Genomic DNA, 14,193 nt, shown 5'->3' with positions numbered 1-14,193 from the left:
TTCAGCGGCTCCGGTATAGGTGTGACCTCCTGTATCCCGTCCTCCTCAACACATCCCCCACCAGTATGAGAGCGCTGCGCTCTATCCCCTCCTCCTCCACCTTATCGGCGATATCGTCCAGGGTTCCGCACAGGATCTTCTGGTCCGGCCAGGAGGCATGATAGACCACTGCCACTGGTGTATTCCCGGGCCGGTCCAGGGAGCGGACTATATCCCTGATCCTGTCGATGCCTAAAAATATGGCCATGGTCGTCCCCAATCGGCCCAGAGCGGGCAGCTCATCCCTCTCCAGGGTGGCTCCGGCAGGCCTGGTCAGGATCAGAGATTCGGAGACCCCTTTGAGGGTGAGCTGGGTCTTCAGGGCGGCGGCGGCGGCGAAGAGGGAGGAGACCCCGGGAACCACCTCCACCTCGATCCCCATCTCCTCTAAGGGCTTCATCTGCTCCAATATGGCCCCATAGATTGAGGGGTCGCCGCTGTGCAGCCGCACCACCTTCTTTCCCGCCCGCAGAGAGCGGAGCATCTCTGCCTGAGTCTGCTCAATGGAGAGTCCATTGCTATCCAGCTTGTCCGCCCGCAGCCCCTCCAGGAGCTGGGGGTTGACCAGAGAGCCGGCGTACACCACCAGATCCGCCTCCTCCAAGAGCCTCTTGCCCTTGACTGTGATCAGCTCCGGATCGCCCGGACCTGCTCCCACGAAATAGATCTTCATGGTCTCCTCTGGGCGAGAAGGACGCTGAAGTACTCGCTCCTCTCCGGCATCTCCCCCCGGACGATCCTCTCCTCCGGGGTGAAGAGCCTGCTGCCCAGGGTGAAATCCTCGTACCCCTCTCCTCGCAGCTCTTCTGCCAGCTCCTTGGGCCTTGTCGCCTTTATCCTGATCACCGACTGCACTGGAGAGCCGTCCGAGACCAGGAAGGATCTCTCCAGGAGGACGCTGAATCTGGAGGCCAAAGCGGGGACCACTCCCACCCCGGGGATGGTCTGGATCTCGATCTCCGGGTAGATCTCCTCTATCACCCTCTTCAGATGGCTGAAGGTGGAGAATGTATTCACGTCGCCAATGCAGGCAAAGCCCACCGGGCTAAAGCAAGCCTCCTGGGCGATGATCCCTGCATTCTCCCGCCAGATCCTCTCCAGCTCCCTCTTGTCCTGGATCATGGGAAAGTCCAGGATCTGGGGGGTGGAGTAGAGCCCGGCCAGCTCTGCTGCCAGTTCACCGGGAACGAAGACCTGCTTGCAACTTTTCAGAGCTGCTGCTGCCTTGAAGGTCAACAGCTCCGGGTCGCCCGGTCCGAGGCTTATGCCAATTAACATTTGCCGATCACCATGAATATGGGGTTTATGGGCCTGAGGGCTATGTCCCCTGCCAGGTCATAGCCCCGGCTTATATTGATCTGCAGGATCTCCCTGTATATGCCCAGCCTCTTCATCAAATCCACCACCTGGCTGGCTATGCCCATCCTGGCCAGATCAGCGACGATCATGCAGCCGGGGCTGGCCCTCTCCAGCAGAAGGGGAAGGAAACGGTCTATCCCCCGGGTGCCGCCGATGAAGCAGCTGTCCACTGCTGGCAGGCGGGGGATTATCTCCTCTGCCTCGCCCAGGAGGAACTCTCCCCCGGGGACCAGATCCTGGCTGAGCTTTACTGCCTCGGGCCGGCGGTCCAGGCCGTAAATGTGGTCAGTGTAGCGGGAGGCAGCCAGGGAGACGGCTCCTGAGCCGCATCCGACATCTAAGAAGAGATCGCCGCGCTTTATGGCGAGCTTTCCCATGGCGATGTGGATATTCTCCTCTGCTGTTGCCGTGCCCGGAAGCTTCATGGCTCTAGGAGATGCGGGCAGGGATAAAAGGTTAATTGCTGGCCATCAGGTTATATATCCCGGCTGCAATGGCAGCTTCGAGAATCCATGAACATTCTTGTTGCCGAGTATGCATCCGCCCTCGGCCTGGGCGGAACCCTTGAGCTGGAGGGCAGAGCCATGCTCTCCGTCCTGGTGGAGAGCCTCCTTTCCAGCGGCCATGAGGTGAGCTATCCCACCCGCGGCCCCAGGATAGGGGCGGGCAAGCCCGTATTCCTGCAGGGAGAGGGGGAATTCGAGTCTCTGCTGGAATCGATCGATGTAAATGCCGCCCTCCTGATCGCCCCTGATGGCCTGCAGCCCCGCTTTCTGGAGAAGATTGAGAATCGAGATCAAGTCGCTAATCTGGGTAGCAGCCCCGCTGCCGCCCGGCTGGCGGCGGACAAGCTGCTCTGCACCAGGGCCCTGGAGCAGGCCGGGGTTCCAGTGGCCCAGATCGTGGACCGGCCCGATGAAGTGGATAAGGGCTGCCTGCAGTATGTGGTCAAGCCGCGCACCGGCTCGGGATCGGAAGGGGTACGCATAACCTCTTCAGCTCGGGCGGGGCGGGATGAGATCATCACCCGCTATCACGAGGGGCTGCACCTCTCCGCCAGCTTCATCGTGGGCGAAGAGGGCTTTCTGCCCTTAACCCTTAACCGCCAGCTTATCGATCTTGTCGATGGGAGGATGGAATATCAGGGGAGCCAGGTGCCCTACAGCACCCCCCGAGGGGATGAGATCTGGAAGGCAGCCAGGAGGGCGGCAGAGGCCTTAGGTCTGCGCGGCTATGCAGGGATCGACTTCGTCCTCGGTGATCTTCCCCGGGCGGTGGATGTGAACGCCCGCCCCACCACCTCCATCATCGGCATCGCCCGGGTGATGAGAGAGCAGATCGGAGAGCTCATCCTCCGGGCCCGGTTTGGAGGGCTGCCGGAGAGGGTGCATATCGAGGGGGAGCATACCTTCCGGAAGGGAGATCTGGCCTGAACAGCGCGGGATGGGCGGCCGGCAGAAGCGAGACCTCTCCTGCCCCTTGAGGCATTCTGCAGGCCGCCGACCTGGCGGAGGCCAAGGGGCTCTCGCCCGGATGATCCTCCGCTTTAATGAGCTTCGCCTCCTCTGCTTCCCCTCATAACCTCAAAATCCGCCCTTTAAGGCTCAAGAGGCTCTGCCCTCTTCATGAACTCGACCACATCCTCCTCGCTTGGCAGGTCGGTGCTCGCTCCTGGGGTGATGATGTTCAGGGCGGCCACAGCGGAGGCGAACTTGACCGCCTCTTCATTTGAGTATCCCTTGTACTTGGCATGGATGAAGCCAGCAGTGAAGCTATCCCCCCCGCCGGTGGTGTCCACCACCTTGACCTTGTAGGCGGGCACCCGGAAGCTTCGTTCATCATCCAAGACCAGAGCACCCCTGACATCCAGGGTGACGATCACCGTCTCTGCACCGTATTCTTTCAGCTTCTTGATGGCGGAATCGACATCTTTCTCCCCGGTTATCAGCATCGACTCCTTGCCGTTCATGATTATCACCTGGCTGTTTTGCATGGCATACCTCAACTCCTCCGGTCTGTGGGTGACCATGCTCATGCTGGGGTTCACGACGATGTAGATTCCCCTCTTCTTCGCCCCCTCTACGGCCTTTCTCATCAGCGCCATGTTCTTCTCGCTTATCAGGCTGGTCAGGACCAGGGTATCGACCCTATCAAAGACCTCGAGATTGAGATCCTCCTCTCCCAGGAGGTCATTGGCCCCTCTGCTGGTCAGGACGGTCTTCTCACCATTGTAGAGGAAGACCAAAGATATCCCCGTCAGCCCCTTCTTCAGGGTGACATACTTGGTGATAGCACCATGAATCCTAAGATTTCTCAGGTATTCCTCCCCGTGGTCGTCCCTGCCCACTGAGCCGAGGATGTAGGTGGTTGTGCCCAGCTCTGCCAGGTTGGTGGCCAGGTTATGGGCTGAGCCACCGGTATCCTGATTGAGCTCATCCAGGGTTATCTTGGAGTCGAAGGGAAAGCAGAGATTGTCGTTGACCAGCTTGAAACGCGCAGATTTGGCGATCAGGTCCACGATTATCCCTCCCACTACGAGCACCCCTTTGCGGTTGATGGTGCATTCTTCAAATTTCATGCCTCTTGTGATAGCTCTGCTGATAGATAACATTAAGGGCCCAATCCCCAATTCGCTGCCAGGACAAAGGGGAGGGGAGAGCGGCCATCCAGCAGATAGATCAGGAGAAGCAGAAGAGGCTGATGGAGAATATAGACCGCCAGAGAGTTTCTGCCCAGGAATAAGAGCCCTTTTGCCGGCGCGCATGCGCAGGCTTCTGGGAGAGGAAAGCGGCGGGAGAGGTCCCGGTAGAGCAACGATCCTGCAGCCATGCCCATCAGCACCATTCCAAACCAGGGAAATAGGGGAGTGTAGTCCAGGGAGACGAAGCCGCGGGGGGCCAGGCCCAGCCAGATGAGCCAGAGGGAGTCTGCCTCCATCCCCTGGATATGCAGTCCCAGCAGGATCGCTCCCAGCCCCAAGGCGATGTTCATCCTGCCCAGGGAGAGCAGGGGATAGGCCAGTAGAATGGAGATGGATATGAGGTGAAGGATTCCAAAGATTATGTAGCCCCTCCCGATGAGAATATAGGTCACAGAGGTAACTCCCAGGGCCAGGCAGAGAATCCACAGGCTCCTCTTCCAGAGCCTGGATGGGTATTGGCTCAGCTGTCCGGTCAGAACTGCCCGGGAATGGCTCAGGGTGAGGGAGATGCCAACCAGGAGGAGAAAGAGGGAGGCGGTGAGGCGGGCCAGATAAAACCAGAGGGCTGAGTCAAGGTCGATCCTGAGGATGCCGAGGTAGTTCAGGTCAAATGCCAGATGAAAGATGACCATTGATACCACGGCCATTCCACGGATGAGGTCCACCTCCCAAAGGCGGGCCATCTGGCTGCTCTGGCCGTAATTCATAGATCATATTACCCCTCTCCCAAGATCACCAATATGGTATGGCCCTTTTATCAATATTTAGATCATCCAACAAACAAATCAACGTTTGGGTCAAGAAAATTATTCGGGCAACCCTCTTTTCGATGCTAACCTTCGTATATTGATGGTTTCGGTTCATTCCTAGAAAATTCTTAGCGATATTAAAGAAATCTTCAATATTCGACCTTATTATCTTGAAACTCTCCCATTCATAGATTAGTTTTTTGAAAGCAACTACAGTTCGTTTCCAAATGGCCAAATTATTTTTTACAAAAAAAACAACCAAGGTGGATTTAGGTTATGAATTATCTTCTCTAAATTTGGTTTTTCCTGGGATATGATCGGAACGATGTTAAATCTATTGATGATAGTCTGATAATTGTTTTTGACGTAAAACCCTTATCACAGATGATTATATCTTCCGATTTGATAATTCTAGAGCGATATAGCTTATCGAGGAAAGGAATAAGCATTTTAGAGTCATTGGGCGAGTTTTGAAAATTTCAAACCCCAGGAGCTCATTATCCTGATTTATTGCCAAAATCAACTTAAATCCGACATAATATCCTATAGATGGACTATATGAATATTTATTTTTATCTCCTACAATTTTGTCGGTTCTCCACAAATTAAGGTCGATAGCGAGAACTAGTGTCAATAATTACTTTCTACCTTTTTATCCCTCAATCTCTTTCTAGGCTGAAATAATCTTTTAAAAACGTGAAAATCAATTCATAATCGAGATTTGACTGCATCTTGTATATTTCATTTGCTTTTACCTTTGAATTAATCCCTAAAAGCCTCTTTAAGGCAATATTTTCATTTATTTCGGAAACAAGCCTTGAAATATCTCTTTCAAATAGATCCGATAGGATTAAGACTTTGATTGACAATAAAATTTATCTTTGTCATATATTTTTAATCTGCCCGCGATTTTATTAGCTCTTGGAGAAGCGATAATCCAAGTAATTTGACGACTATAATCCATTTTGGATGCCTGATATCAGGAATTAAGGGAGACAACATAATATCCAACCTCCTTTGGTTGTGCAACCTGATATTAGGTGTCCAAATTACTTAAAAGTTTTCATAGCTACTTGAATTCGTATTTTGAACATCCCCTTGAGTTTAATCAAAAAAATATTCTAAATTTGTAAGTTAAATTTGAATTCAGCTCGAATGAAGCCCTAAGATAAAATAGATTTTAGGAGAGGGGTAATCATATCAAAAGAGTGCATTCAGAGTATATAGAATTGTGCCAGAGCCGCTCTGCTCCCCTCGGGCAGAAGCATAAGAGCCGAGGGCTGGCGGCCTGATCAATGGAGGACTGATCGGCTTGCGTCTGCTGGATAGGGCATCCCGATCGACCTGACGAGAAGGGCGAGATAAAAGAGATGTTTTGAGAGAATGGAGGTGCTTGGAGATGATCGAACAGAACCGCAGATATATTCATAAGGAGATCGGAAGGCTTCTTTCCGATATCTGGCAGATAAAAGAGGTGGCAGAACAGGAGTATGGCCCACAACATCCCATCAGCAAAAAGCTTGCCAGTATGCATAGGGAGGCACAGGCACTGCTGCAGGAGGCCACTTGCAATAGCTGCTATCAAGAGCCCGAGCATCACCCTCTGAGACTGTATCATAAACTTCTGCCTGGCATCCTCCTGCATCAAGCCGGATTGAACCCGATCTCTCTCCGGGGGACCGTATGGTTTCCACTGGAACTGGGTCTTGACGAAATTGAGCCTTGATGAAATTGAATCTTGATGAAATTGAGCCTTGATGAAATGCCCATCAGCCCGGACGAAGGCCAGGCAGAGGCTCTGAGGGAAGAGACAGAAGAGGCCTGCCGATGCTGAAGGCTGCCTTTCACCGGGAATGCTGCCGCATATCCGATAGCTCAATTTTCTCTTTCCAAAGGCGGGCTCGGTTTTATAGGCACTGCGATCTAATTCATAAGGGAGCATTATAAGCTTGAGCTCCCACTGAATTGGAGTGATCCCGTTTATATCAAGGCATCATCCTGCCAAGCAGAGCCTGCTCCGGACGATATTCTGGCTGTGAGAAGATCGAGTTGGTTTTAAATTATTTTTATCAGTGTCGCGAATTATGCTATCGCTATCAAGCATCACAATCTACAAGCTATGTCATCCTTTTTTCAGATAAAACGACATATAATACCTGTTAAACAGTATTTCTCTACATAAATTGATGTAATCATCTAATCTCTCAGGAGAGGAAAATTTATATATCAGAAAAAGAAAGTTACAAACGGCATATTTTATTTCATTATCTATCAGGTGCCCACTGACAATTTTATTTCTTCTCCACTGGAAATCATGGGGTAGGGGCGTATATCTCCACCGGAAATAGGGGGGTGTGAACCATAACTCTTAATATCAACCAGGATGATTTGAAAAATGTTCAAGGGGAATTATCTTGGTACCTATATCTGGAGGGCTATTTGCCGATCTACTGGCGCAAGGGGGGATATTTCAATCCAGAGATGTCCTGCGTCCTAGCTACACACCAACTGAGCTGCCCCACAGGAAGGAGCAGATCAATAATTTGGCATCGGTTCTGGTCCCGGCTCTGAGAGGGGAGACTCCTTCCAATGTTCTGATATATGGAAAGACTGGCACCGGAAAGACAGCCGTGGCCAAGTATGTGGGAAAAGAGCTAGAGGAGGCCAGCTTTGGAGATATAAAGTGTGCAGTCATCTACATCAACTGTGAGGTGGTCGACACCCAATACAGAGTCCTCGCCCACCTGGCAAGACACTTCGACAAGGACATCCCCATGACCGGCTGGCCCACAGATCAGGTTTATGCCGAGTTCAGGAATGCTCTGGATGAAGAGAAGCAGGTAGTGGTGATAATGCTCGATGAGGTGGACAAACTGGTACGAAAAGGGGATGATGTCCTCTATAATCTATCACGGGTGAACTCAGATCTCCTCCGCTCCCGGGTGAGCCTCATCGGCATATCCAATGACCTCAAGTTCACAGAATTTCTCGATCCAAGGGTCAAGAGCTCTTTGGGAGAGGATGAGATCATATTTCCTCCCTATGATGCGGAGCAGATCAGGGAGATCCTGGAGCAGAGGGCCAAGGTTGCCTTCTGCCCTGGCGCTCTGCACGAGAGCGTAATACCCCTGTGTGCCGCCTTTGCCGCCCAGGAGCACGGAGATGCCCGCCGGGCTTTGGACCTCTTACGCACATCTGGAGAGCTGGCTGAAAGGGCCAGATCAGCAGTGGTAGATGAGTCCCATGTGCGCCAGGCAAGGGAGAAGATCGAGCAGGATAGAGTAGAGGAGGTGATAAAGACCCTGCCCACTCAATCCAAGCTGGTGCTCTATGGCATCATCCTCCTGGAGGAGCAGGGTGCAAGAAACATCACCACCAGTGCAGTCTATAATATTTACAAGCAGCTCTGTCCCCTGGTTGAGACCGACTTTCTCACCCACCGCCGGATCACAGACCTAATCGCCGAGCTGGATATGCTGGGCATCCTTCATACCATTGTCATCAGCAAGGGCAGATACGGCCGGACCAAGGAGATCACCCTCAGTGTCTACTCTGGCAAGCTAAAGGGCATACTGCTGCAGGACTATCGGCTGAAGGTCTTGGCCAATGTCAATGTGCCTCAGCAGTCTCGCCTGGGGCTGGTTTGAGGCCCCATAGGTAAAAAAATTAAAATTTTATATCCCAAATCCTATGAAACGAAGGGCCAGCAGCAGCACTGCGCCTACTACGCCGCCAATTCCGCAGACCAGTATAACCAGCCAGCTATAGCCTATATCCGCGCTTATGAACTGATTAGCAAGAAAGAGGATGAAGAGCCCAGCGATTGCATTTATGATGAACTTCTTCAGAGATCTTAGAATGATATAGGCTCCGAATATGAGGACAATGGTCAGCAGGACCAATCCAATCTCGATCATAACTGGTTATTAGGATGGAACTGCTATAAAAATAAGCCTTCCATCAGATCAGCCTCTGGCGAGGGTCATTGCTGCAGGCGGTCATTGTATTGATTCTAATTTTAACAGGCGAGATCTTGTAGCAGAATGGGGGGATCGTACCCAGGAGATGGTTGGCCTCTCTGAAGAGCTCTTATGCCGCTATCCCTGGCAGATCCCTTGGAGGCAGAACCGGAGAGTGGCCCTGGGAAGAGTCCTGCTTCTGAATCCAGAGTCCTGATCCGGGACGAGCCGACATCAGCTCTGGACATCTCCGTTCAGGCTCAGATCCTGGGCCTGCTCAAGGATCTGCAAAGGAAGAGGGGGACTGGGGTATCAATTGATCTCCCAGCAAGTGGAAGCGATAAGATTCATGGCAGATGAGATGATCGCGCTGGGTGGAGGAAGGATAACTTGAGGAGAAGACAGAGGCCTGCATTTTCCTCCAGGGAAAGAGGAGGACGGCTATGCCAGGAGGGGAGAATTTATCCCGGCTGCAGTGGCCATATTCGGGATGGCTGTGCCATCAAGGGATCTTATGGGCACGACATAGGGTCTGCCTGCAACCTCAATCACTGTGGCCTCGACTCCAAAGACATAAGCCATGTTCCTGGAGCTGAGCAATGCTTCCGGAGGGCCGAATGCAAAGATCTTCCCTTTCAGCAGCATGGCCAGCTTATCTGAGAAGCGAGAGGCGAGGTTGAGGTCATGGATAGCCATCACTGCAGAGATCTCCTTCTCACGGACCAGGTATCGGATGATCTCCATCACCTCTAGCTGATGCAGGATATCCAGATTGGATGTCGGCTCGTCCAGCAGGAGAACTGCTGGGTCCTGGGCCAGAGCGCGAGCGATGAGAACCTTCTGCTTTTGACCTCCTGAGAGCCTGGCAAAGTCCCTCATGGCCAGATCCCCCAGATGAAGGAGCTCCAGGACCTCTGCCACCATGTCCAGGTCGGCATCCGAGACATTCCAGCTTATATGAGGCCTTCTGCCCATGAGCACTGTATCGAAGACCGTCGTGGATAGGGGACTGGAGCTGCTCTGGGGGACGTAGCCGATGCTCCTCGCTATATCCTGCCGGCTCAGACTATCGATGCTCCTGCCGCCCAGAAGGATGCTGCCTTTGGCCTTTAAAATGCGGTCGATGCACTTGATAAGCGTTGTCTTCCCGGAGCCGTTTGGCCCCACAAGGCTTATGATCTCTGAATCCTCAACCTGCATGTTGATGTCATCGAGGATCTTCGTGCTGCCGTAGCTGAAAGACAGGTTTTTTATTTCAATCCTCACTGATAAAACCCCATCATCCCGATCAAATAACCTCCATAGCAGTTATCGCTTTTTGATCTGGCTTTGCCCAGCCTCGGATGTACTGATCTCCTGAGCACACGCCTATTCCGAGGAGGGTACTGCATGCCGGTTGAAGTGATCAGATGAACGTCCCCTTGTAGCCCAGCGCTCTGGCCCTCTCCTGCGCCTCCTCCGCCTCCGGCCCTCTGCCGGCAAGCTGCAGGGCATTGGCCCGGTTTGCCCAGGCCTCCATACAATGCGGATCGATCTCTAGCGCCCGGTCAAAGCTCCGCAGGGCCTCCACATAGCTCTCATTCATCATGATCATGGCTATTCCCCGGTTGTTCCAGGGCTCGACATAGCTGGAGTCCTGCTCGATGGCCCGATCGTAGGATGCTATCGCCTCCTTGTACAGGCCCTGCTCAGCCTGGAGCATCCCCAGGCTGTTCCAGCATGCGACACACTCGGGATGCTGCCCTGCCGTCCGATGAAGTAATGCCGCCGCTTCGCTGTAGTTGCCCAGCTCCCTGAGCAGCAGTGCCTTGTTGTACTGGAATCCGATCTCATCCGGATCGATCCGGATGGCATTATCGAACATTGCTAGGGATTCGTTATACCTCTTGATCTGCTGATAGGATATGGCCAGGCCGTTCCAGGCGGCAGCATTCCCGGGATTGATCTGGATTGTGCGGTTATAGGCGGCCAGTGATTCATTGTATCTGCCCGCCTGGCGGAGGGACTGCGCCCTGCCCAACCAGGCATCATCATTCATCGGCTCGATCTCAGAGACCTTCATAAAGGCCTCGCTGGCCTCATCGTATCTGCCCAGGGCGCTGAGGGACTGCCCCCTCATCAAGCCGGCGAGAGGGTTTATCGGATTCAGATAGATGACCCGATCGAAGGCCATAAGGGCAGCACTGTGGTTTTCCTGGCTGGCGTACATCAGCCCCAGATCAAACCAGGCCGCCTCATTCTCGCCGTCCAGCTCTGTGCTCTTCATCAGGGAGTGGAGGGATTCCTCATCCCGGCCCAGCTCCGCCAGGACCAAAGCCCTGCTGTACCAGGCACCAGTGAGGTTCTCATCCCTGCTCAGCCCCTCATCCAGGGCCAGGAGGGATTCATTGTACCGCCCCAGACTGGCAAGGCCCATCCCCTTGCCGTACCAGGGCAGAGCGGCAGCGGAATCAAGCGCTATGGCCTCATCGAAATCCCTGACGGCCTCATTGTATCTGCCCAGATGGGAGAGCGCCAGCCCCCTGAAATACCAGGCCTGGGCCTGATCTCTTTTCAGGCGGATCGATTCATTGTATGCGGATAAAGCCTCAGAATATCGCTTAAGGCCGCTGTAGGCCAGGCCCAGCCTCATCCAGGCGGACGGGTCTGTGCCATCCAGTTGAATGGAGCGGTTGTAGCAGTCCAGGGCCACAGATAGCGAGCCGTTCTCCTTTAATTCATCCCCCTTCTGCTGCCAGTAGTTCGCATTATCCAGTTCGGCGCACAGACCGCTGGCTGCCGTCAGGGCAAACAGGATGAGAAGCAATCTGACGATGATATTAGATCCCTCTATGAATTTTTTCTGACTTAGACCTGCTCTCAGCAGGGCATGCATATAATAAATTGATGGTGGTTGAACTTGATGGCAGGCCCTCCGGGAGATGGCAGGCCCTCCGGGAGATGGCAGGACAGATCGATATGCCGGCCTATGCCAGCCAGCCGGGCTTATAGCTCCTTTCCCAGGGAGGTGGTGGTCAATTTGACATGCTTTACCCCCTTCAAGGCCATCATCTTCTCAGCAGCTCTTCTCACCTCCAGCCCCTCCCCGCGCAGGACCACAACCTCAAGGCACATATCCTGGTCCAAATGAATATGCAGGCTGGACTGAATTATGCTTCCGAAATCATGCTGGATCTCAGTGAGAGCATCCTCCAGGCCCCTTTGAGAATGGTCGTAGACGATGGTGATCACTCCCACCCTCTCCCCCTCCATGTCGCTCATCCATTCAAAGTTTACTATATAATTTCTTATGGCGTCTCTGACCCCTTCTGAGCGGGAGGAATAGCCCCGGTTCTGGATAATCTCATCGAACTTTCCAAGGAGATTCTCAGGCAATGATATGCCAATTCTCATTAATTCTTGTTCCATTCGTATCGTAAAGATAAATTGATTCATACTTAGTAATAAGCTTATTGGATTATATCCGGAAAACAACAATTCAGGCTGGCAAAAGAAGTACAGAGCCCGATCCCTCATGAGCTACTAGCATGGTATACAAGCCATCGCATGGACGTAGATCACAGATCTGCTCTGGTTGCATGCCAAATACGCAAAGATGGAGTGTGGGGATCGGCTCCGCATCAGTACTATCCTATCATATTATAAATGGTTTTCGTAATACATAATTTTAAATTCTCTTTGACTCAAATACCAGCACTGAGCAGAGCTCACTTGCTCTTTGCCCTCATCCTCTCGTACTCCGCTAAGACCTCCTCGGTCTCTCCCAAGGCCACCATCTCTCCGCGGTTCAGGAGCAGGCAGCGGCTGCATAACGAGCGAACCATGGGCAAGGAGTGTGAGACCAGGAGGATGGTCTTGCCCGCCCTGCGAATCTCGCCGATCTTCTCCTCACACTTCTTTTGGAAGGACTCGTCCCCCACTGAAAGGACCTCATCCACCAGCAAGACATCCGGATTGGTCTGAATGGCAGTGGCAAAGGCCAGCCGCACATACATCCCCGAGGAGAAGTTGCGCAGCTTCATATTCTCAAAACGCCTCAACTCGGCAAAGTCCATTATCTCCTCATAGCGCCGCTCAACCTCTCTACGGCTCAGGCCCATTATCGCCCCGTAGAGATAGACATTATCGCGGGCGGACAGCTCCGGCTGAAATCCCACACCCAGCTCCAGAAAGGGGGCGATCTTGCCATTGATCTGTATCCGGCCGCTGTCCGGATAGAGAACGCCCGCCAAAAGCTTAAGGAGGGTGCTCTTGCCGCAGCCATTGGGCCCGATCACCCCAAAGGTCTCGCCGTGCTTGACAGTGAAGCTGACATCCCGCAGGGCCATGAACTCGTCGTAAGAGTTGGCGCCTCTGCCCAATAGCCCCGTCAGATGCTCGAAGATGGTGAGCTTCTTCTCCTTTGGTATTCTGAACTTCTTGGAGATGCTCTCCGCCACTATGGCATTGTTATCGGCGCCTCTCCCAGAGAAGCTCTTCGCCGGATTGAGCCTATTCAGACCACTGCAGATGATGGTAGAGGGAAGGGCCATTTCAGATCTCCTCGGCAAATCTGCGCTCCAGCCTCTTGAAGATTGCCGATCCGGCGGCGAGGAGCAGCAGCCCCACCGCCAGGCTCAGGGCAAGATTCCGCAGCCCTGGCAACTGATGGTAGAGCAGCACCTCCCGGTACATCTGAATCAATGCTGTGACGGGATTGAGCAGATAATAATCCAGATACTGCGGCGGAACAGTGCTGAGGGGATAGACGATGGGAGAGAGGAAGAATCCGATCTGAATCAGCACATCCCAGATCTGATTCAGATCACGGTAATAGACATATAGGGCGGCCAGGATCAGGCTTAGACCATATACAATCAGAAAATAGATTAAATGAATGAATGGAAAGAGAAGGATATAGGGAGAGATTCCAGCGCCAAGGATTATGAGCAGGGGGACCAGCACCAGGAACTCCAGAATTGAGCTTATCAGGCTGGATAGGACTACGCTCATCACCAGAACCTGGCGGGGAATGTAGATCTTGGTCACCAGGCTGGGTTTGCCTACGACGGCATTCATGGAGGCAGAGCTTCCTATGGCCAGAAATCGCCAGCTTACAATGCCGATCAGCAGGTAAAGGGCGAAGTTGTCCTGGTTGGCTTTGAATACATTGCTGAAGACCAGATAGAGGACCAGCATCATAAGGAGGGGATTCAAGAGCGACCAGGCAAAACCCAGGACTGAGCTTTGGTACTTCACCTTAAGGTCGCTGATGGTGAGAATCTTGATCAATTCCCGGTACTCAAAGATCCACATCTCAACCCTCATCCCCCATCTTCATCCATCCCAATCCCCGTCCGCCTCAGCTCTTATCCATTCCAGCCCTCATTGCCCAATCCCCGTCTAT

15 protein-coding genes are annotated in these 14,193 nt (G+C 53.0%); 3 read left to right on the top strand and 12 right to left on the bottom strand.

The window, feature by feature from the left end; all coding sequences use genetic code 11:
- Position 1 precedes the first annotated feature (1 nt).
- From cobM to IPI63_RS05825, 3 genes are read right to left on the bottom strand one after another with little or no spacing between them, the layout of a single operon-like run.
- Positions 2-712 (bottom strand): precorrin-4 C(11)-methyltransferase, encoded by a 711-nt coding sequence (cobM, locus tag IPI63_RS05835; RefSeq protein ID WP_214065571.1) that lies wholly within the window; start codon positions 710-712, stop codon positions 2-4.
- Positions 709-1,317, bottom strand: coding sequence for a cobalt-factor II C(20)-methyltransferase (locus tag IPI63_RS05830; protein WP_292477240.1), 609 nt, complete (start codon positions 1,315-1,317; stop codon positions 709-711). Before IPI63_RS05830 ends, cobM begins: the two co-directional genes overlap by 4 nt.
- Positions 1,311-1,823, bottom strand: coding sequence for a methyltransferase domain-containing protein (locus IPI63_RS05825; RefSeq protein ID WP_292477238.1), 513 nt, complete (start codon positions 1,821-1,823; stop codon positions 1,311-1,313). Before IPI63_RS05825 ends, IPI63_RS05830 begins: the two co-directional genes overlap by 7 nt.
- Positions 1,824-1,910: 87 nt before the next feature.
- Here IPI63_RS05825 and IPI63_RS05820 point away from each other — a divergent pair, with 87 nt between their 5' ends.
- Complete coding sequence (locus IPI63_RS05820; RefSeq protein WP_292477236.1) at positions 1,911-2,831, top strand: ATP-grasp domain-containing protein; 921 nt, start codon at positions 1,911-1,913, stop codon at positions 2,829-2,831.
- Positions 2,832-2,995: 164 nt separating this feature from the next.
- On the opposite strand, the gene IPI63_RS05815 is transcribed toward IPI63_RS05820, so the two are convergent.
- The 3 genes from IPI63_RS05815 to IPI63_RS05805 form a co-directional block, all read right to left on the bottom strand.
- A complete protein-coding gene (locus tag IPI63_RS05815; protein WP_214065211.1) occupies positions 2,996-3,976 on the bottom strand; it encodes a carbohydrate kinase family protein in 981 nt (326 codons plus the stop codon).
- A gap of 32 nt (positions 3,977-4,008) precedes the next feature.
- Complete coding sequence (locus IPI63_RS05810) at positions 4,009-4,806, bottom strand: heparan-alpha-glucosaminide N-acetyltransferase (RefSeq protein ID WP_292477233.1); 798 nt, start codon at positions 4,804-4,806, stop codon at positions 4,009-4,011.
- A gap of 701 nt (positions 4,807-5,507) precedes the next feature.
- Positions 5,508-5,717 (bottom strand): hypothetical protein, encoded by a 210-nt coding sequence (locus IPI63_RS05805; RefSeq protein WP_292477232.1) that lies wholly within the window; start codon positions 5,715-5,717, stop codon positions 5,508-5,510.
- A gap of 1,539 nt (positions 5,718-7,256) precedes the next feature.
- On the opposite strand from IPI63_RS05805, the gene IPI63_RS05800 reads away from it, so the two are divergent.
- Positions 7,257-8,495 carry an ORC1-type DNA replication protein gene (locus IPI63_RS05800; protein WP_394357585.1) on the top strand — a complete coding sequence of 413 codons (1,239 nt, stop codon included), beginning with the start codon at positions 7,257-7,259 and terminating at the stop codon, positions 8,493-8,495.
- Positions 8,496-8,522: 27 nt separating this feature from the next.
- Here IPI63_RS05800 and IPI63_RS05795 read toward each other — a convergent pair whose 3' ends face one another.
- Positions 8,523-8,765, bottom strand: a complete 243-nt coding sequence (locus IPI63_RS05795) for a pro-sigmaK processing inhibitor BofA family protein (RefSeq protein WP_214065215.1) — start codon at positions 8,763-8,765, stop codon at positions 8,523-8,525.
- A 174-nt stretch (positions 8,766-8,939) separates the two neighbouring features.
- On the opposite strand from IPI63_RS05795, the gene IPI63_RS05790 reads away from it, so the two are divergent.
- Positions 8,940-9,167 carry a hypothetical protein gene (locus IPI63_RS05790; RefSeq protein WP_214065216.1) on the top strand — a complete coding sequence of 76 codons (228 nt, stop codon included), beginning with the start codon at positions 8,940-8,942 and terminating at the stop codon, positions 9,165-9,167.
- 81 nt (positions 9,168-9,248) lie between these two features.
- Here IPI63_RS05790 and IPI63_RS05785 read toward each other — a convergent pair whose 3' ends face one another.
- The 5 genes from IPI63_RS05785 to IPI63_RS05765 all read right to left on the bottom strand — a co-directional run bounded on the left by IPI63_RS05785 (position 9,249) and on the right by IPI63_RS05765 (position 14,102).
- Complete coding sequence (locus IPI63_RS05785) at positions 9,249-10,073, bottom strand: ABC transporter ATP-binding protein (RefSeq protein ID WP_292477227.1); 825 nt, start codon at positions 10,071-10,073, stop codon at positions 9,249-9,251.
- Positions 10,074-10,212: 139 nt separating this feature from the next.
- Positions 10,213-11,613, bottom strand: coding sequence for a tetratricopeptide repeat protein (locus IPI63_RS05780; RefSeq protein ID WP_292477226.1), 1,401 nt, complete (start codon positions 11,611-11,613; stop codon positions 10,213-10,215).
- A 179-nt stretch (positions 11,614-11,792) separates the two neighbouring features.
- Entirely contained in the window at positions 11,793-12,215 is a 423-nt protein-coding gene (gene nikR, locus IPI63_RS05775) for a nickel-responsive transcriptional regulator NikR (RefSeq protein ID WP_292477224.1), read from the bottom strand.
- A gap of 299 nt (positions 12,216-12,514) precedes the next feature.
- Entirely contained in the window at positions 12,515-13,339 is an 825-nt protein-coding gene (locus IPI63_RS05770) for an ABC transporter ATP-binding protein (RefSeq protein ID WP_292477223.1), read from the bottom strand.
- A gap of 1 nt (position 13,340) precedes the next feature.
- Positions 13,341-14,102, bottom strand: coding sequence for an ABC transporter permease (locus IPI63_RS05765; RefSeq protein ID WP_292477222.1), 762 nt, complete (start codon positions 14,100-14,102; stop codon positions 13,341-13,343).
- Between the last annotated feature and the right edge of the window lie 91 nt (positions 14,103-14,193).

It is taken from the genome of Methanothrix sp., from assembly GCF_016706325.1.
Lineage (GTDB): Archaea > Halobacteriota > Methanosarcinia > Methanotrichales > Methanotrichaceae > Methanothrix.
Note: the sequence above shows the minus strand (reverse complement) of the source record. Positions and strands in the feature narration are given on the sequence as shown.